The sequence below is a fragment of the Nocardioides sp. OK12 genome, assembly GCF_024341885.1.
Taxonomy (GTDB): Bacteria; Actinomycetota; Actinomycetes; order Propionibacteriales; family Nocardioidaceae; genus Nocardioides; species Nocardioides marinisabuli.
Window position 1 is genome coordinate 228,161 of sequence record NZ_BNET01000006.1, and the last position, 16,857, is coordinate 245,017.

16 protein-coding genes and 1 tRNA gene are annotated in these 16,857 nt (G+C 74.7%); 10 read left to right on the top strand and 7 right to left on the bottom strand.

The genetic code is table 11. The annotated features are described in order from the left end of the window. Window positions 1-2: 2 nt before the first annotated feature. From pknB to OCU29_RS16470, 7 genes are read right to left on the bottom strand one after another with little or no spacing between them, the layout of a single operon-like run. Window positions 3-1,829, bottom strand: a complete 1,827-nt coding sequence (gene pknB / locus OCU29_RS16440) for a Stk1 family PASTA domain-containing Ser/Thr kinase (protein ID WP_261820763.1) — start codon at window positions 1,827-1,829, stop codon at window positions 3-5. Further along, a complete protein-coding gene (locus OCU29_RS16445; protein WP_261820764.1) occupies window positions 1,826-3,538 on the bottom strand; it encodes a protein kinase in 1,713 nt (570 codons plus the stop codon). Before OCU29_RS16445 ends, pknB begins: the two co-directional genes overlap by 4 nt. Continuing rightward, window positions 3,535-5,037, bottom strand: coding sequence for a penicillin-binding protein 2 (locus OCU29_RS16450; RefSeq protein ID WP_179614858.1), 1,503 nt, complete (start codon window positions 5,035-5,037; stop codon window positions 3,535-3,537). Before OCU29_RS16450 ends, OCU29_RS16445 begins: the two co-directional genes overlap by 4 nt. After that, entirely contained in the window at window positions 5,034-6,449 is a 1,416-nt protein-coding gene (locus OCU29_RS16455; RefSeq protein WP_258017155.1) for an FtsW/RodA/SpoVE family cell cycle protein, read from the bottom strand. Before OCU29_RS16455 ends, OCU29_RS16450 begins: the two co-directional genes overlap by 4 nt. After that, a complete protein-coding gene (locus OCU29_RS16460; RefSeq protein WP_261820765.1) occupies window positions 6,446-7,786 on the bottom strand; it encodes a PP2C family serine/threonine-protein phosphatase in 1,341 nt (446 codons plus the stop codon). The genes OCU29_RS16455 and OCU29_RS16460 overlap by 4 nt, the downstream gene beginning before the upstream one ends. Beyond that, the gene (locus OCU29_RS16465) at window positions 7,783-8,271 is read right to left on the bottom strand and encodes an FHA domain-containing protein (protein ID WP_179614860.1); all 489 of its coding nucleotides are present in this window, start codon (window positions 8,269-8,271) and stop codon (window positions 7,783-7,785) included. Before OCU29_RS16465 ends, OCU29_RS16460 begins: the two co-directional genes overlap by 4 nt. Then, complete coding sequence (locus tag OCU29_RS16470) at window positions 8,264-8,977, bottom strand: DUF3662 and FHA domain-containing protein (RefSeq protein ID WP_179614861.1); 714 nt, start codon at window positions 8,975-8,977, stop codon at window positions 8,264-8,266. Before OCU29_RS16470 ends, OCU29_RS16465 begins: the two co-directional genes overlap by 8 nt. 185 nt (window positions 8,978-9,162) lie before the next feature. Here OCU29_RS16470 and OCU29_RS16475 point away from each other — a divergent pair. The 10 genes from OCU29_RS16475 (at window position 9,163) to OCU29_RS16520 (ending at window position 16,826) form a co-directional block, all read left to right on the top strand. Continuing rightward, window positions 9,163-9,249 (top strand) — tRNA-Leu (locus OCU29_RS16475). 113 nt (window positions 9,250-9,362) lie between these two features. Then, window positions 9,363-9,965, top strand: coding sequence for a TetR/AcrR family transcriptional regulator (locus tag OCU29_RS16480; RefSeq protein ID WP_261820766.1), 603 nt, complete (start codon window positions 9,363-9,365; stop codon window positions 9,963-9,965). Next, the gene (locus tag OCU29_RS16485) at window positions 9,962-10,477 is read left to right on the top strand and encodes an SRPBCC family protein (RefSeq protein ID WP_261820767.1); all 516 of its coding nucleotides are present in this window, start codon (window positions 9,962-9,964) and stop codon (window positions 10,475-10,477) included. The genes OCU29_RS16480 and OCU29_RS16485 overlap by 4 nt, the downstream gene beginning before the upstream one ends. Further along, window positions 10,474-11,688 carry a cytochrome P450 gene (locus tag OCU29_RS16490; protein ID WP_261820768.1) on the top strand — a complete coding sequence of 405 codons (1,215 nt, stop codon included), beginning with the start codon at window positions 10,474-10,476 and terminating at the stop codon, window positions 11,686-11,688. Before OCU29_RS16485 ends, OCU29_RS16490 begins: the two co-directional genes overlap by 4 nt. Window positions 11,689-11,753: 65 nt before the next feature. Then, the gene (locus OCU29_RS16495) at window positions 11,754-12,737 is read left to right on the top strand and encodes an SDR family NAD(P)-dependent oxidoreductase (RefSeq protein WP_261820769.1); all 984 of its coding nucleotides are present in this window, start codon (window positions 11,754-11,756) and stop codon (window positions 12,735-12,737) included. A 54-nt stretch (window positions 12,738-12,791) separates the two neighbouring features. Then, window positions 12,792-13,589, top strand: coding sequence for a DUF4129 domain-containing protein (locus tag OCU29_RS16500; protein WP_261820770.1), 798 nt, complete (start codon window positions 12,792-12,794; stop codon window positions 13,587-13,589). Beyond that, complete coding sequence (locus tag OCU29_RS16505; RefSeq protein ID WP_261820771.1) at window positions 13,586-14,053, top strand: hypothetical protein; 468 nt, start codon at window positions 13,586-13,588, stop codon at window positions 14,051-14,053. Before OCU29_RS16500 ends, OCU29_RS16505 begins: the two co-directional genes overlap by 4 nt. Further along, window positions 14,054-15,025, top strand: coding sequence for a MoxR family ATPase (locus tag OCU29_RS16510; RefSeq protein ID WP_261820772.1), 972 nt, complete (start codon window positions 14,054-14,056; stop codon window positions 15,023-15,025). It begins immediately after the preceding gene. Further along, entirely contained in the window at window positions 15,022-16,314 is a 1,293-nt protein-coding gene (locus OCU29_RS16515; protein WP_261820773.1) for a DUF58 domain-containing protein, read from the top strand. The genes OCU29_RS16510 and OCU29_RS16515 overlap by 4 nt, the downstream gene beginning before the upstream one ends. Beyond that, the gene (locus OCU29_RS16520) at window positions 16,311-16,826 is read left to right on the top strand and encodes a hypothetical protein (protein ID WP_261820774.1); all 516 of its coding nucleotides are present in this window, start codon (window positions 16,311-16,313) and stop codon (window positions 16,824-16,826) included. Before OCU29_RS16515 ends, OCU29_RS16520 begins: the two co-directional genes overlap by 4 nt. Window positions 16,827-16,857 lie beyond the last annotated feature (31 nt).

Genomic DNA, 16,857 nt, shown 5'->3' on the forward strand with positions numbered 1-16,857 from the left:
GCTCAGGCGCGGGGCCGGCGCCGACCCTGGCGTCCGTTGCCGTTGCCGTTGCCGTTCCCACGGCCGTTGCCGGGGCCCAGCAGCCCGTCGGACGGGGAGGGGTCGTCGGTGGGCTCCTCGCTGGGCTCCTCCGAGGGCTCCTCGCTGGGCTCCTCGGAGGGCTCCTCGGTCGGCTCCGGCTCCTGGGCCACGAAGAGGTTGACGTCCTGGCCCTGGGAGAGCCGCTCCCCGGCGGCCGGGATCTGCTCGGTGACGGTGCCGGGCTCGGCGTCGGGGTCGGAGTCCTCGCGGATCACCGGGTTGAAGCCGGCGTCGCGGACCTTCTGCTCGGCGACCTGCTGGGGGTCGCCGACCACGTCGGGCACCTTCTCGGGGCCTTCGGAGACGATGATCGTGACCGTCGAGCCGTCCTCGACCTGGGTGTCGGCCGGCGGTTGCTGCTCCAGGACGAGGTTGCGGTCCTCGTCGGAGGAGCGTCGCTGCACGTCGACGTCGAAGCCCTGGCCCTCGAGCGTGCTCGCCGCCTGGTCGCGGAAGAACCCGGTCACGTCGGGCACCGCCACCTCGGGCAGCCCGGCCGAGACGGTCAGCAGCACCGTGGAGCCCGGGGTGACGAAGCTGTCCCCCGAGGGATCCTGGGCGATGACGCGCCCGGCGGGCCGGTCGGAGGTCTCGAACTCGGTGTCGACCCCGAACCCCTCCTCGCCGAGCAGCCGGCTCGCGGCGGCCTCCTGGCGCCCGACCACGTCGGGGACCGGCACCTCCTCGGGCGCCGAGGGGAAGAGCCGCGGCCACACCAGCGCGCCGGCGACGACGAGACCGATGACCAGGAGCCCGAGCGCCACCAGCCAGCCGACCGGCCGACGCTCCTCCTCCACCGGCGGCAGCGGCGCGGCCTGGGTGGGCACCGGCCGCGAGGCCACCGCGGTGGCGGCCACCGGCGGCGGCAGCGGCGGGGGCACCGTGGCCTGCACGGGCCTGCCGGCGAGGTAGCGCTCGATGTCGGTGCGCATCGCGGCCGCGGACTGGTAGCGGTCCTCGACGCGCTTGGCCAGCGCCTTCATCACGATGGCGTCGACCTCGGGCGGCAGGTCGGTGTCGTGGTCGGAGGGAGGCTGGGCCTGCTCGCGGACGTGCTGGTAGGCCACCGCGACCGGGGAGTCGCCGACGAACGGCGGTCGCCCGGTGAGCAGCTCGTAGAGCAGGCAGCCGGCGGAGTAGACGTCGCTGCGCGAGTCGACGGTCTCGCCGCGCGCCTGCTCGGGGGAGAGGTACTGCGCGGTGCCGACCACGGCCGCCGTCTGTGTCATCGTCGAGGAGGCGTCGCTGATCGCGCGCGCGATCCCGAAGTCCATCACCTTGACGTCGCCGGTCGGGGTGAGCATCACGTTGCCGGGCTTGATGTCGCGGTGGATGATCCCGGCCCGGTGGCTGTAGTCGAGCGCGGCCAGCACGCCGCTGGTGATCTCGAGCGCCCGCTCCGGCAGGATCTTGCGGCCCTCGCGCAGGATGTCGCGCAGGGTGCGCCCGGCGACGTACTCCATCACGATGTAGGGCTGCTGCACACCGGAGCCGTCGGTGGCCTCCTCCTCGCCGGTGTCGTAGACCGCGACGATCGCCGGGTGGTTGAGCGAGGCCGAGGACTGCGCCTCGCGGCGGAAGCGGGCCTGGAAGGTCGCGTCGCTGGCCAGGTCGGTGCGCAGCCGCTTGACCGCGACCACGCGGCCCAGCCGGGCGTCGGTGCCCTTGCGGACCTCGGCCATGCCGCCGCGACCGAGCATCTCGCCGAGCTGGTAGCGCCCGCCGACGGTGGGAGGGGTGCCGCTCATCCGGTCGCTCCTTCCGTGGGCCCGCCAGCGGTGCCGGCCGCCGGGCTGGTGGCGGGGGCGGCGCTCGGGCGGCCCGAGGGGGAGCCGCTGGGGCTCTGGCTGGTGGTCTGGCTGGGGGTCTGGGCGGGGTCGGTGGGCACCGGCTCCTCGCTGGGGGTCGGGGAGGGCTCGGGCGCCTGGCCGTAGTAGCCCACGGTGACCGTGTCGCCCTCCTGGAGGGTGCCGGTCGGGTTGACCGACGCGACCACGCCCTCCTCCTGGGTGCCGTCGTTCTCGATCTCGTCGAGGGTCACCGAGAGGCCCTGGCCGCGCAGGTCGGCCTCGACGTCGCGCACCTGGCGCCCGGTGTAGTCGGACTCCGCGATCTCGACGGTGGCCGGCTGCGTCGGGGTCGGCTCGGTCGGCGTGGGGGTGGGCTCCGCCGACGACGACGTGGGGGACGGCTCGCGCGAGGGCTGCTCGACGGGGGCCTCCTCGTCGTCGCCGCCGGTGACGAGCAGCACCACGATCAGGGCCCCGACGGCCGCGAGCAGCAGCACCATCAGCACGATCGCCCACGGGCTGCGCCCCGAGCCGCGGTGCCCGTCGCCGTCGCTGGTGGTGGTCGTCGTGGTCACCGGCCCGGCGGCCGGCGTGCCGTCGGCGGGGGTCGCCCCGGCGGCCCCGGCGGCCCCGGCACCCAGGCCGGCCCCGGCACCCAGCCCGGCCGCTGCTCCCGCCGCCGCCCCGGCGCCCGCCGCCGGCATCACGCGGGTGGAGTCGGCGGGCTGGTCGACGACCGCGGTGGCCGCGGTGCCGGCGCCCGCGCCCGCGCCGCTGGGGTCGCGCAGCGCCGCCGCGAACGCCTGCGCGTCGGGCCAGCGCTCGGCGGGATCCTTCGCCAGCGCGCGTCGTACGACGGCCGCGAGCGGCGCCGGCACGGCCTCGGGCAGCTCGGGGACCGGCTGGTTCAGGTGCGCCAGCGCGGTGGTGACCGGGGAGTCGGTCTGGAAGGGGCGGCGCCCGGCCAGGCACTCGAAGGCCACCACGCCGAGGGCGTACACGTCGGAGGAGGCGGTGGCGGTCTGGCCGCGGGCCTGCTCGGGCGAGAGGTACTGGGGGGTGCCCATGACCTGGCCGGTCTGGGTGACCCCGACGGCCTCGGCGGCGCGGGCGATGCCGAAGTCGGTGACCTTGACCCGGCGGTCCGGGGTGACCAGCAGGTTGGCCGGCTTCACGTCGCGGTGCACGATGCCCGCGGCGTGCGCGGCAGCCAGGGCCGTCGCGGTCTGGGCGAGCAGGTCGGAGGCGACCTCGGGGTCCATCGGCCGCCCGGGGCGCAGCAGCGCCGAGAGCGGCTGGCCCTCGACGAGCTCCATCACCAGGTAGGGGCGGGGCAGCCGGGGCCCGTCGCCGGTGGCGGCCTCGCCGAAGTCGTAGACCGCGGCGATGCCGGGGTGGTGCAGCGAGGCCGCGTGCTGGGCCTCGGTCTCGAAGCGGCGGCGGAACTCGGGGTCCTCGGCGTACTCGGCCTTGAGCAGCTTCACGGCCACCTGGCGCCCGAGCGTGGTGTCGGTGCCGCGCCAGACCTCGCCCATGCCGCCGGTGGCCAGGCGGGAGTCGAGCCGGTAGCGACGGGCGCCGTCGGCGTAGCCCTCGCCGTCGCCGGAGCCGTCGTCGGGCCCGTCGCCGGTGGGCAGCACGCCGGTGGGGGTGTCGTCGTCGCTCATCGGTTGATCACCGCTTCCATGATGGCCTTGGCGACCGGGCCGCCGAGCAGGCCGCCGGCGATCTCGCCGCGGGCCCGGCCGGGGGCGTCCTGGATCATCACCGCGACCGCCACCTGCGGGTCGTCGGCGGGGGCGAAGGACACGAACCAGGCGTACGGCGCCACGTCGTCCTGCCCGCTCTGGGCGGTGCCGGTCTTGCCGGCGACCTGGAGGCCGGGGATGGCGGCCGGGGACGCGGTGCCGTTGTCGACGGTGGAGACCATCAGCTCGGTGAGCTGGTCGGCGGTCGAGGCCGACACCGCCTCCGAGAGCTCCTCCTGGTCGGTGGCGTCGAGCTGGTCGAAGTCGGGGCTCTGCACCTCGTCGACGAGGAACGGCTTCATCACGGAGCCGTCGTTGGCGATGCCGGCGGCCACCATCGCCATCTGCAGCGGGGTGGCGGCGACCTCGAACTGGCCGATGCCGGTCTGGCCGGTCTGCGGCTCGTTCATCCCCTCGGGGAAGCGCGAGGTGGCCTGGGGCAGCAGGTCGTCGAAGTACTGCTGGTTGAACCCGAAGGCCTCCGCCTGCTCCTGCATCGCGTCGGCGCCGAGGTCGACGGCCAGCCGGGCGAAGGTGGTGTTGCAGGAGTTCTCCATCGCCTGGGCGAAGGGGATGCGGTCGGACCCGCAGTCGCGGCCCTCGTTGTCGATGAGCCCGGAATCGTCGCTGGTCAGCGGCAGCTGGTAGCTCGGCCCGCCGGGCACCAGGTCGTCGGCCTCGTAGTCGCCGCTCTCGATCGCTGCGGCCGCGGTGACGATCTTGAACGTCGAGCCGGGGGGCAGCGTGGTCTGGATCGAGCGGTTCAGCAGCGGCTCGTCGTCGTCGGCCTCGAGCCGCTCGGCCGCGGCGTTGACCTCGGTGAGGTCGTGGGAGGCCAGCGGGTTGGGGTCGAAGGTCGGCAGGGAGACCATCGCGAGCACCTTGCCGGTGCGGGGCTCCAGGGCGACCACCGAGCCCTGGCCGTCCTCGCCCACCGCGGCGCGCAGGCCGTCGAAGGCGGCCTGCTGGGCGGCGGGGTCGATGGTGAGCTGGACGCTGCCGCCCTGGCTCTCCTTGTTGCTGAGCAGGTCGACCAGGCGGGTCACGAACAGCCGGTCGTCCTCGCCCGAGAGCAGCTCGTTGTAGGTCTGCTCGACCCGCTGCTGGCAGCCCGCGCAGGTGGCCGGCTGGGCGTTGTAGAAGTTGAACCAGCCGGTGAGGTGGCTGTAGAGCAGCGGCTTGAGGTAGGTGCGCTGGTAGTCGTAGCGGTCGTCGACCGGCTCGCTGACCGCGATCTCCTCCTTGCCGACCAGGATCGCGCCGCGCTGCTGGGAGAAGCGCTCGTCGAGGGCGCGGCGGTTGTTGGGGTCGTCGTTGAGCCCGTCGGCGCGCAGGAACTGCAGGTAGGTCACGTTGGCCAGCAGGGCCACGAAGAGCAGCAGGCAGAAGACGGCGATGGTGCGGATCGGCTTGTTCATCGCTGGACCCTCACCACCTGGGTGTCGTCGTCGGAGCCCTGGTCGCCGGCTGCCGAGAGGTCGGGCAGCGGGCGCCGGGCGAGGTCGGAGACGCGCAGCAGCAGCGCCACGATGACCCAGTTGGCCACCAGCGAGCTGCCGCCGTACGACAGGAACGGCGTGGTGAGGCCGGTCAGCGGGATCAGGCCGGTGACACCGCCGACCACCACGAAGACCTGCAGCGCGAGCACCGCGCCGAGGCCGGCGGCCAGCAGCTTGCCGAAGCCGTCGCGCGAGATCAGCGCGGCGCGCAGGGCCCGCTCGACGATGATGCCGTAGAGCAGCAGCACGGCCATCAGGCCGGTGAGACCGAGCTCCTCGCCGATGGCGGCGATGATGAAGTCGGACTCGGCGAAGGGCACCCGGCCCGGGTCGCCGGCGCCGAACCCGCGACCGATCAGGCCGCCCCAGGCCATCCCGAAGAGCGCCTCGAGGGGCTGCTCGCCCCGGCCGTCGGTGCCGGCGCCGTAGTGGGAGAACGGGTCGAGCCAGATGTCGACACGGGTCTGGACGTGGCCGAAGACCCGCCAGGCCATCAGCGCGCCGCCGAGGAAGAGCCCTCCGCCCACGACCAGCCAGCCGGGCCGCTCGGTGGCGACGTAGAGCATCACCAGGAACAGGCCGAAGAACAGCAGGCTGGAGCCGAGGTCCTTCTGGAAGACCAGGATGCCCAGGCTGATCAGCCACATCCCGAGGATCGGGCCGAGGTCGCGACCGCGGGGCAGGTCGACGAACAGCACCCGGCGACCCGCCAGCGCGAGGGCGTCGCGGTGCAGCACCAGGTAGCCGGCGAAGGCCACGACGAGCAGCACCTTGGCGACCTCGCCGGGCTGCAGGCTGAAGGGCCCCAGCTGGATCCAGATGCGCGCCCCGCGCACCTCGTTGCCGATCAGCGGCATCATCGGGGTCAGCAGCAGCACGATCGCGGCCAGCCCGCTGGTGTAGGTGAAGCGGGTCAGCACCCGGTGGTCGCGCAGCAGCACCAGGGTCGCCACGAAGAGGCCGACGCCGACGGTCATCCAGGTCAGCTGGCGCGAGGCGAAGCCGCTGCCCTCGGCCAGGTCGATGCGGTGGATGACGGCCAGGCCCAGGCCGTTCAGGGCCGCGACGACGGGCAGCAGCACCGGGTCGGCGTACGGCGCGACCAGGCGCACCACGACGTGGCAGCCGATGATCAGCGCGGCCAGCCAGCCGCCGTACCCGACGAGGTCGGCGGGCACGCTCTGCTCGACCCCGATGCCGACGGCGGCGTAGGCGCCGATGCCCACGAGGAGGGCCAGGACCAGCAGGAAGAGCTCGGCGCCGCGGCGGCGGCGGTGGACGAAGGCCAGCGGGCCCGAGGGGGCGGGGTGGCCGGTGGCGGGGCTGCTCACGGGGCCTCCTCCCCGGTGTCGCCGGTGTCACCGGTCTCGGGGGACATCTCGCCGGCCAGGTTGTCCACGATCGACTCGGCGTCGGCGAAGTCGTCGGCGACGATCCCGTCGCGCACGCCCTCGGCCACGAAGGCCGGCAGCCGGTCGAGCTCGACGTTGGTGGTCGCGAAGGGCTCGGAGAGGTCGAGGCCGGGCAGGCTGGTGTTGACCCCGCGGTAGATCGCCACGGAGCCGTCCTGCTCGCCGACGTAGTACTGCGACTGGCTCCACGACCACGCGGCGGCCGCGACCATCCACAGCAGGCCCGCGACGATCAGCAGCACCATCAGCCGGCGCAGCCAGAAGAACCGCGAGGGGGCCCGGGGGGCGTAGCGCGCGGTCTCCGGGTCGATCGGGTCGCTGGGGATCGCGTGCACGTCGGCGGGCAGGTCGGGCAGGTCTGCCTGCACGGGCTCGAGCTCGCCGGTGTCGCCCGACCGGTGGCCACGGAAGATGCCGGTGGGCCGCGGACCCTTGGGCGGGCGGCGGCGCAGCTCGGCGGCGGCGCCGACCAGCAGCGGCTGGAGCTCGGCGAGCTCGTCGGCGCGCGCGGTGGCGCCCTCCTCGTCGAGGACGTCGGCCACGACGCAGGTGACGTTGTCGGACGAGCCGGCCTCGAGGCTGGCGCGCACCAGCTCGACGGCGGCGTAGTCGGGGGTGCCGGTGGAGAGGATGTCGGCGAGCCGGGCGTCGTCGAGCACCCCGCTGGCGCCGTCGGAGCAGACCAGCAGCCGGTCGCCGGGCAGCAGGTCGGCCAGGAACAGGTCGGGCTCGGCCTCGTGCACGCCGTCGAGCGCCTTGAGGATCAGGTTGCGGTGCGGGTGGACCCGCGACTCGGGCTCGGTGATGCGGCCCTCGTCGATGAGGCTCTGCACGAACGTGTGGTCGTGGGTGATCTGGCTGATCTCGCCGGCGCGGTAGAGGTAGGCCCGGCTGTCGCCGATGTGGCCGACCCCGATGCGGGTGCCGTCGAAGTACAGGACGGTCGCGGTGGTGCTGGTGCCGTTGAGGGCGGGCTCGTCGTCGACGATCTCGCCGATCCGGTCGTGGGCCCGGTGCAGGGCGCCGGCCACCCGGCCCAGCAGGTCGTCGGGGGACAGCTCGCCGGGCGGGTCCTCGTCGAGGCGGCGCAGCTGCTGGACGGCGGTGCCGCTGGCGATGTCGCCGCGGGCGGCGCCCCCGACGCCGTCGCAGACCGTCAGCAGCCAGGGCCCGGCGTACCCGGAGTCCTGGTTGTCCTTGCGGACCCGACCGACGTCGGAGATCGCGGAGTAGTGGAGCCGGAGCGGGCCGCTCACTTGCGCAGCTCCAGGATCGTCTTGCCGATGCGCACCTGGGTGCCCATGGTGATCGTGGTGGGCTGGGTGATGCGCACGGTGCCGATGTAGGTGCCGTTGGTGGAGCCGAGGTCCTCCACGAACCACTGGTCCCCGGAGGCGGCGACGCGGGCGTGGCGGGTCGAGACGTAGTCGTCGTCGAGGCGGATCGCGGCGTCGGAGCCCCGCCCGATCAGCAGCGGCGCGTCGGCGAGGTCGGCGCGCTCACCGGCGTTGCCGCCCTCGACCACCAGCAGGTGGGTCGGGGCGCCCCGGCGCTTGCCGGGAGGCTTGGCGGCCTTGCCCCGCTTCTCCTTCTTGGCCGGCGCCGCCTGGGCGCCGCGGGCGGTCTCGGGCACCCGGGCGCCGAACATGTCGGAGCGGATCACCGAGATGGCGGAGAGCACGAAGATCCACAGCACCGCCAGGTAGGCGATGCGGATCAGCAGCAGGGTCAGCTCAGACATCGGGGTGCTCCTGCTCGATGCGCACGGTCATGGTGGTGCTGCCGATCTTGACCTCGGTGCCGTCGTCGGCGATCGAGCTGGTCATCTTCTGCCCGTCGACCAGCATCCCGTTGGTCGAGCCGAGGTCGCGCACGTCGACGCGCGGGCGCTCGCCGCCCGCGTCGACGCGGAACTCGATGTGGCGCCTGCTCACCCCGGGGTCGTTGATGCGCACGTCGGCGTCGGTGCCGCGGCCCACGACGACGCTGCCGCCCAGCAGCGGGTGCTGGGTGCCGTTGACCTCGAGGAGGGCCCGGGCGCGCCCGACCTGGGTGTGGGTGCTGTTGCCGGTCACCCGCGCCTGCGCCTGGCTGCGGATCCGGAACCGGCCGGTGGTCAGGTCCTCGGCGCCCTCGAACTCGATGCTGATGGGCCCCGGGAAGGAGTAGGCGTTGGCCTGGGCGTGCTCCTCGAGCTGGCGCACCAGCTCGTCGGCCATCGCGGTGTCGTACGGCGCCAGCCGCTCCAGGTCGGTGCCGGAGAGCTCGACGTGGAAGTCGTTGGGGACCAGGCGGCGCTGGCGCGAGAGGATCTGGGCGTTGTTGTCGCACTCGCGCTGCAGCGCGGCCGCGATCTCCACGGGCTGCACCGCGGAACGGAACGCGCGCGCGAACGCTCCGGAGATCATCTGCTCGAGCCGCTGCTCGAACCGCTGCAAGGCGCTCACTCGGCCTCCTTCCGTCCTCGGCGACGCGGGAGCCGGCTCCTCAGGCAGGCCGACCGGCCCGGCTGGGACGCCGGGTCGGACCCGATCGTAACGGGGTCGGGCGGCCGGGGTGGGCACCCCCGACCCCCAGGGGCGGCCCGGTTTGGGGAACGGCCAGCCGCTGGGCTAACCTCATCACGCTTCAAGCGCGAGTGGCGGAATAGGCAGACGCGCACGGTTCAGGTCCGTGTGTCCGAAAGGACGTGGGGGTTCAACTCCCCCCTCGCGCACCACCACATGACGAACGGCCGGGTCCTCAGGACCCGGCCGTTCGTCGTTCCACGAGGTCGTCGCGCCGTCTGGTCCACCCTTGTGCACTCCAGGGAACTGATACACACTGCCCGATATGTCTCAGGTAGCGCGCCGGCCCCGCTCGGACCGGACCCAGGTCGACGACCTCCTCGACGCCGCGGGCCTGGCCTTCGAGCGCTTCGGGGTCGCGCAGGCCACGATGGTCGACGTCGCCACGATCGCGGGCTGCTCGCGGGCCACGCTCTACCGGCAGTTCCCCAACCGGGAGTCGCTGCGGATGGCCTTCGTCCACCGGGCCACCCTGCGCATCGCCGTCGAGATCGCGCCCCACCACGTCCCCGGCGACCCCGCCTCGATGGTCGACCTCATCCAGCGCGGCATCCGCGCGGTCCGCTCCGACCCCCTGCTCGCGGTGTGGTTCGAGCCGCAGAACATGTCGGTGCCGATGGCGCTGAGCCAGGGCTCGGAGCTCCTGCGGGAGATGACCACCGCCCTCGCGCAGGAGTACGCCGACGACCCCGACGCGCTCGCCGACGTCGAGCTGCGCGGCGCCTGGATCCTGCGCTGCATCGTCTCGCTCCTGGCCATGCCGGGCGAGAGCGAGGAGGCCGAACGGGTCTCCCTTTCCACGTTCCTCGTCCCGCTGCTCCTCCCGGGCAGCGCCGACCACAGCCCCAGAACAGGAAGCCGACCATGACCTCTCTGCCCTGCGACAAGGTGGGACTCGACTTCTTCGACTCCGCCCCCACGCTGCACCGCGTCGAGCGCGAGCTGGCCGCGACGCCGGCGGAGGTGTTCGCCGCCTTCCTCGACGCCGAGGCCTGGAGGACCTGGGCCGTGCCGATCACCCGCGTCGAGTGGACCTCGGGGTTCCCGCTCGAGGTGGGCTCGACCCGCACCGTGCACATGTGGGGAGGCCTCGTGGCCCACGAGGAGTTCCTGGCCTACGACGAGGGCACCCGGATGGCCTTCCGGTTCAACGAGGTCTCCCGGAAGGCGGTGCGGGCCTTCGCCGAGGACTACCAGGTCACCGACCTCGGGGGTGGCCGCTGCCGGGTGGTGTGGACGATGGCCATGGACACCGGCCGTCGCGCGGGGGTGGGCGCCCGGCTCGTCGACCCGGTGATGCGGGTCGGGCTGGGGCACATGCTGGGCCGCTTCGCCCGGCTGGTGGAGTCGCGCTCGGCCTCGACGGGGGCGGGCCGATGAGCACCGGCCGGCTGGCCGACATCGACCTGACCGACGCCTCGGTGTGGGAGCAGGCCGCACCGCACGACTGGCTCGACCGGCTGCGCGCCGAGAGCCCGGTGCACTGGCACGACGAGTCCGACGGGCCCGGCTTCTGGGCCCTGACCCGCCACCAGGACGTCCACCGGGTCTCCACCTCGCCCCGGGAGTTCTCCAGCCACGCCGGCGGCCCGCTGCGCCTGGACCCCGAGCCCGACGCGCTGGAGCAGCTGCGGATGGTCATCATCGGGATGGACCCGCCCGACCACCGGACCTTCCGCGCCATCGTGTCCAAGGCCTTCACCCCGCGCACGATGGCCCGCCTCGAGGCGTCGCTGCGCGCGGAGACGGTGCGCGTGGTCGGTGAGCTGCGCGACGCGCGGCGCTGCGAGTTCGTCACCGACGTCGCCGCCCGGATCCCGATGTGGTCCATCAGCGAGCTGATGGGCGTCCCGCCCGAGGACCGGCAGCGGCTCTACGAGCTCAGCCACGCGCTCATCGACGACCAGGACCCCGAGATCGCGCCGACGCCGGACACCGCCCTGGTCGCCTCGGCCGAGATCTTCGCGTACGCCGCGGAGATGGCGGCGCGGGAGCGGGCGCACCCCTCCGACAACCTCACCGGCGCGCTCCTGCAGGCCGAGGTCGACGGTCGCCGCCTGGACGACATGGAGTTCACCCTCTTCTTCCTGTTCCTCATCGTGGCCGGCAACGAGACGACCCGCACCGCGACCTCGCAGGGCCTGCTCGCGCTGCTGCAGCACCCCGACCAGATGCAGCGGCTGGTGGCCGACCCGGGCCTGGTGCCCTCCGCGGTGGAGGAGATGCTGCGCTGGGAGCCGCCGATCCAGCACTTCCGGCGCACGGCGACCGAGGACCTCGTCCTGGGCGGGCAGGCCGTCGCCCGGGGCGACAAGGTCCTGATGTGGTACGCCGCGTCGAACCGCGACCCCGCCGTCTTCGCCGACCCGCACGCCTTCCGGATCGACCGCTCACCCAACCCGCAGCAGTCCTTCGGCATCGGCGAGCACTTCTGCCTGGGCGCCAACCTGGCGCGCATGTCGCTGCGGCTGCTCTTCACCGAGCTCCTCGCCACGGTCCAGGACATCCACCTCGAGGCGCAGCCGCGCCGGCTGCACTCCAACCTCATCAACGGCATCAAGGAGATGCGGATCGGCTACGACGTCAGGTAGGAGCAGCGGCCCGCGGGTGCCGGGGGTGAGCGGCCCCGGGCCGGCGCCTGCCTAGGCTCGGGGGCATGGACTCCCACGCGCTGCTCGCCCGTGCCGTCGACGCGACGCTGGACCGCTCGGTGGTGCTGGGCTACACCTCGATCGGCTCCGGCGTGCGCCGCAGGTTCTGGCCGGCCGACGCCGAGCCCGGCTCGCTCGCCGGCAAGCGGGTGCTGGTCACCGGCGCCACCTCGGGCATCGGGGAGGCGATGGCGCGCTCGTTCCTCGACCTCGGCGCGACCGTGCACCTGCTGGGCCGCAACCCCGACAAGGTCTCCGACTACGCCCGCGAGCTGCGCCTCGAGGTGCCCAACGCCGACATCGTCGAGGAGGTCTGCGACATCAGCGACCTCGACGCCGTGCGCGCCTTCGCCACCGACCTCGCCGGGCGCGTCGACGCGCTGCACGGGCTGGTGCACAACGCCGGGCTGATGCCGCCCGAGCGCACCGAGAGCGCGCAGGGCCACGAGATGTCGCTGGCCGCCCACGTGCTCGGCCCGCACCTGATGACCCACCTGCTGCGCGAGCGGCTCGTCGCCGGGCCCGGCTCGGTGGTGTGGATGAGCTCGGGCGGGATGTACGGCTCGGGCCTGGCCGCCCGCGACGACGACGCCATCGAGTACCGCCGCGGCGAGTACAAGGGCGTGCAGGCCTATGCGCGCACCAAGCGGATGCAGGTCGTGCTCGCCGACGCCTGGGCCACCGAGCTGGCCGGCACCGGCGTCAAGGTCGAGAGCATGCACCCGGGCTGGGTGCGCACCCCCGGCGTCACCGCGAGCCTGCCCACCTTCGACAAGGTCGTCAGCCGGCTGCTGCGCGAGCCCGAGGACGGCGCCGACACCGCCGTCTGGCTGGTCGCCACCCGGCCGGCCTCGGGAGGGCAGCACTTCTGGCACGACCGGGCCCAGCGCCCCACCACCTTCGGCTGGCAGCGCGAGCAGGACCCGGACCTGCGCGCGCGCCTGCTCGAGTACGTCGCCACGGTCACCGGCACGCCACGCCTGGGCTGAGCGTCCCCGGGCGGGCCCCTCGACCGGGGCGCCCGCCGCGGCTACGTTGACGCGATGGGGTCTCGGGCTTCCTCAGGAGCGGCGGCGCGCGCCGCCGTGGCGGCGGTGGTCGCGTGCACCCTGCTGGTGCTGCTGCTGGCGGTGTGGGCGGCCTCGACCGGCCCGGGGGAGGTGCTGCGCGGCGACGGGCCCGACCGGCTCACCCTGCCCTCGTCGACCCCGACCTCGCCGTCGGCCGCCGACCTCGGCCCTCCGGCCGACCGGCCGCCGCCACGCACCGAGGAGACCTCGCCGCTGCTCGGGCTCCTGGCCACGGTGCTGGTGGTGCTCGTCGGGGGAGCCCTGGCGCTGGGGCTGGTGGCCGGGGCGGTCCTGACCGCGCGCTACCTGTGGCGGCTGCGCCCGAGCACGGGCGAGGCGCGCGAGCACGTCGACTTCGACGTGCTGGACGGCTCGTCGCGAGAGGCGCTGCGGCAGGCGCTGCTCGCCGACCGCGACGAGCAGCGACGAGCCCTCACCCGGGGCTCGCCCCGCAACGCGGTCGTGGCGACCTGGCGTCGCGTCGAGACCCTGGCCGCCGAGGCCGGGGTGGCGCCCCGCGCGTCGGAGACCTCCACCGAGCTGGCCCTGCGCGTGCTCGACCTGGTCGGGGCCGACGCCGCGGCCGTCACCGCGCTGGCCGAGGAGTTCCGGGCCGCACGCTTCAGCCGGCGCGAGGTCGACGAGGCCGCGCGGGCCCGGGCGCTGACGCTGCTGGACGACCTGCACGCCGGGCTGGCGGCCCGACCGGGGGCCCAGTCGGGCGCTGGGCCGGGCGCTGGGTCAGGCGCTCCGACGGGGGCCCCGTCGTGAGGCGGCGCTGGACGTCGCGGGTCGCGGTCGCCATCGGGCTGCTCGGGGTCGTGCTGCTCGTGCTCCAGGTCGCCGGCTTCGACCCGGTGCCGGCCCGGGTGGTCCTCATCGGCGCGGTCTGCGCCGCCGCCACCTGGGTCACCCTGGACGTGCTCGTCGACGCGGGCCCCGGCTGGGAGGTCGACGTCGCCCCCGCGGTGCCCGAGCCGAGCGCCGACACCCGCCTCGCGACGTACCGGCGGATGCTCGACAGCCACCGCCAGGGGGCCGGGGACGACCCGGCGGTGCGCGACGCCCTGGCGCGACTGGCGCGGCGCTCGCTGGCGCACCGCCACCACCTGGCGTGGGACGACCCCGCCGCCGGGCAGCACGTCCACCCCGACCTGCGCACGCTGCTGGGCGCCCAGCGACCCCTGCGTCCCGCCGAGATCGAGCGCTGCCTGCACCACATCGAGGAGATCTGAATGTCGTCACCCCTGTCCGTCGCCGAGGCCGGACGTCGAGCCGCCGAGGTCCTCGCCGAGGTCGAGCGCGTCGTGATCGGCAAGCACGAGCAGCTCGAGACCGTGCTGGCGGGGATCCTGGCCAAGGGCCACGTCCTGCTCGAGGACGTGCCCGGCCTCGGCAAGACCCTGGCCGCGCGCAGCCTGGCCCAGGCCCTGGGCCTCGACTTCGCCCGCGCCCAGTTCACCCCCGACCTGCTGCCGGCCGACCTGACCGGCTCCTTCATCTACGACCAGCGCAGCCGGGAGTTCGAGTTCCGCCGCGGCCCGGTCTTCACGGGGCTGCTGCTGGCCGACGAGGTCAACCGGACCCCGCCCAAGACCCAGGCCGCGCTGCTGGAGGCGATGCAGGAGCGCCAGGTCACCGTCGAGGGCCGCACGTTCGTGCTGCCCGAGCCGTTCCACGTCGTGGCGACCGCCAACCCGGTCGAGCACGAGGGCACCTACCCGCTGCCCGAGGCGCAGCTCGACCGCTTCCTGCTGCGCGTCTCCTTCGGCTACCCCACCGCCGACGAGGAGTACGCCGTGCTCACCGGTCGGCTCGGGCGGCGCCGCGAGGAGGTCGTGCTCGACCCGGTGACCGACGCGGCCGGGCTGCTGGCCATGCAGGCGGCCGTCGAGGGCGTCGAGGTCGACGAGAGCGTCGGGCGCTACTGCGTCGCCCTGGCCGCCGCCACCCGCACGCACCCGCAGGTGCTGACCGGGGCCTCGCCGCGCGGATCGCTGGCGCTGGTGCTGGTCGCCCGGGCCCTGGCGGTGCTGCGCGGACGCGACTACGTGGTGCCCGAGGACGTCAAGGCCGTGGCGGCCCCGGTGCTGGCGCACCGGATCCAGCTGCGGCCCGAGCTGTGGATGTCGGACGCCTCGGCCGAGCAGGTCGTGGCCACGGTGCTCTCGTCGGTGCCGACGCCGGCCACCCTGGAACCCGCGTGACCCGCTGGCGGGCCACGGCGTCGGTGGGGCGGGCCAGCCTCGTCGCGGTGGCTGCGACCACGCTGGCGGTGCTGCTGGGCGACCCGGTGCTGGTCGTGCTGGTCGCCCCGCTGGCGCTCTGCGCGGCCCTGGGGCTGTTGCACGTCCCCGGCTCCACGCCCCGCCTCGACGTGCGCCTCGACCACTCGGTCCTGCACGAGGGGCAGGGCACCACGTCGCGGCTGCGGCTGCACGACGCCGACGCGGCCGAGCACGTGGCCAGGGTCAGCGGCCGCGCGCCGTACCTGGCGCTGCACCCCGCCGACGGCGTCGTCGGGGCGCTGCGGTCGGACCCGTCGTACGGACCCGCCCTCGAGGTCGGCCCGCGACGGTGGGGCGTGCGCCGGCCGGCGGGGGAGAAGGTGGCGCTGACGACCGCCTGGGGCGGCTGGCGGTGGGGGCCGGTGCCGGTCACCGCTCCCTCGCTGCGGGTGCTGCCCGGTCGCGCCGCCTACGACTCGCGCGCCGAGATGCCCCAGCCCGTCGGGCTCGTGGGGGCGCACCGCGCCCAGCGCACCGGGACCGGCTCGGAGTTCGCGGGGATCCGCGGCTTCCGCGTCGGGGACCGGCTGCAACGGGTCAGCTGGCGGGTCTCCCTGCGCACCGACGAGCTGCACGTCGTCTCCACGCGCAGCGAGGAGGACACCGCCGTGCTGCTGGTGGTCGACGCGCTGGCCGACCACGGCCGCTCGGGTGGCGTCGACGGCGAGGAGAGCAGCCTCGACCTGGCCGTGCGCGCCGCGGCCGCCGTCGCCCGGCACGTGGGGCGCAGCGGCGACCGGGTCGGCCTGCGGGTGGTGGGGCCCGCCACCGGGGTGGTGGGCTACGGCTCGGGCGCGCGTCACCAGCAGCGGATCCTGGCGACGCTGGCCGGCGTGCGCCCCGGCCGGGCGCCCGAGGTCGACGCCGAGCGGATCCGGCTGCCCGTGGCCCCCGGCACCGTGGTCGTGGTGTTCTCACCGATGCTCGACGACCTGGTCTCGACGCTCACCGCCACCCTGACCCGCAAGGGGCTGCCGACCCTAGTCGTCGACACGCTGCCCCGTGCTGTGCACAGTCCGGGGCACGGTCCTGGGACCGGTGCCGAGGAGCTGGCCTGGCGGATGCGGCTCGTCGAGCGGGACCTGCTGCTGGGCGAGGTGGCGGCGCACGGCTGCCCCGTGGTGCCCTGGCGCGGGCCCGGCACCCTCGACCAGGTGCTGCGGGGCTTCTCCGGCCCGGCCCGCGCATCGAGGGCGGGAGCCCGGTGACCCGTTGGCTGGGGCCGGTCGGCCGGGGTCAGTGGCCGGTGCGGGCCCTGGTGGCGACGATGCCGCTGCTCGCCCTGCTCTGCACGCTGGGTGCCGGCCAGGCGCCCGCGGTGTGGCTCGCCGGCCTGGTGCTGCTGCTCGGGGTGGGCTGGGCGTGCTTCCCCGAGTCGGCGGTCGGGGCCACCGTGCTGGTCGTCGTGGTGGCGTGGTGGGGGATCGGGCTGCGCGAGGGCCTGCACCCCTGGGCACTGCCCGCGGCCCTGGCCCTGCTGACCGCCCACGTCGCCGCGACGCTGGCGGCGTACGGGCCGTTGGCCATGCCGGTCGACCCCGCCCTGACCCGGCTCTGGGTGCGCCGCGGCCTGCTGGTCTGGCTGGCGACGCCGGTGACCTACGCGCTGGCGGTGGGCGTGGGCGGGAGCGTGCCCCCCGCCCCGGTCTGGCTGGTGGGCCTGGCGGCCGTGGCCGCGGCGGCCACCGCGGCGTCGGTGCTGCTGGGCAGGCCCGACTGAGCGGGGGGTCGGGCCCGGCCCGGGACGCCGC

What these genes read in the sequence shown, in the direction of transcription:
- OCU29_RS16485 (WP_261820767.1), top strand. Translation starts at nt 9,962, where the DNA reads ATGACCTCTCTGCCCTGCGACAAGGTGGGACTCGACTTCTTCGACTCC.
- OCU29_RS16490 (WP_261820768.1), top strand. Translation starts at nt 10,474, where the DNA reads ATGAGCACCGGCCGGCTGGCCGACATCGACCTGACCGACGCCTCGGTG.
- OCU29_RS16500 (WP_261820770.1), top strand. Translation starts at nt 12,792, where the DNA reads ATGGGGTCTCGGGCTTCCTCAGGAGCGGCGGCGCGCGCCGCCGTGGCG.
- OCU29_RS16480 (WP_261820766.1), top strand. Translation starts at nt 9,363, where the DNA reads ATGTCTCAGGTAGCGCGCCGGCCCCGCTCGGACCGGACCCAGGTCGAC.
- OCU29_RS16445 (WP_261820764.1), bottom strand. Translation starts at nt 3,538, where the DNA reads ATGAGCGACGACGACACCCCCACCGGCGTGCTGCCCACCGGCGACGGG.
- pknB (WP_261820763.1), bottom strand. Translation starts at nt 1,829, where the DNA reads ATGAGCGGCACCCCTCCCACCGTCGGCGGGCGCTACCAGCTCGGCGAG.
- OCU29_RS16450 (WP_179614858.1), bottom strand. Translation starts at nt 5,037, where the DNA reads ATGAACAAGCCGATCCGCACCATCGCCGTCTTCTGCCTGCTGCTCTTC.
- OCU29_RS16465 (WP_179614860.1), bottom strand. Translation starts at nt 8,271, where the DNA reads ATGTCTGAGCTGACCCTGCTGCTGATCCGCATCGCCTACCTGGCGGTG.
- OCU29_RS16495 (WP_261820769.1), top strand. Translation starts at nt 11,754, where the DNA reads ATGGACTCCCACGCGCTGCTCGCCCGTGCCGTCGACGCGACGCTGGAC.
- OCU29_RS16510 (WP_261820772.1), top strand. Translation starts at nt 14,054, where the DNA reads ATGTCGTCACCCCTGTCCGTCGCCGAGGCCGGACGTCGAGCCGCCGAG.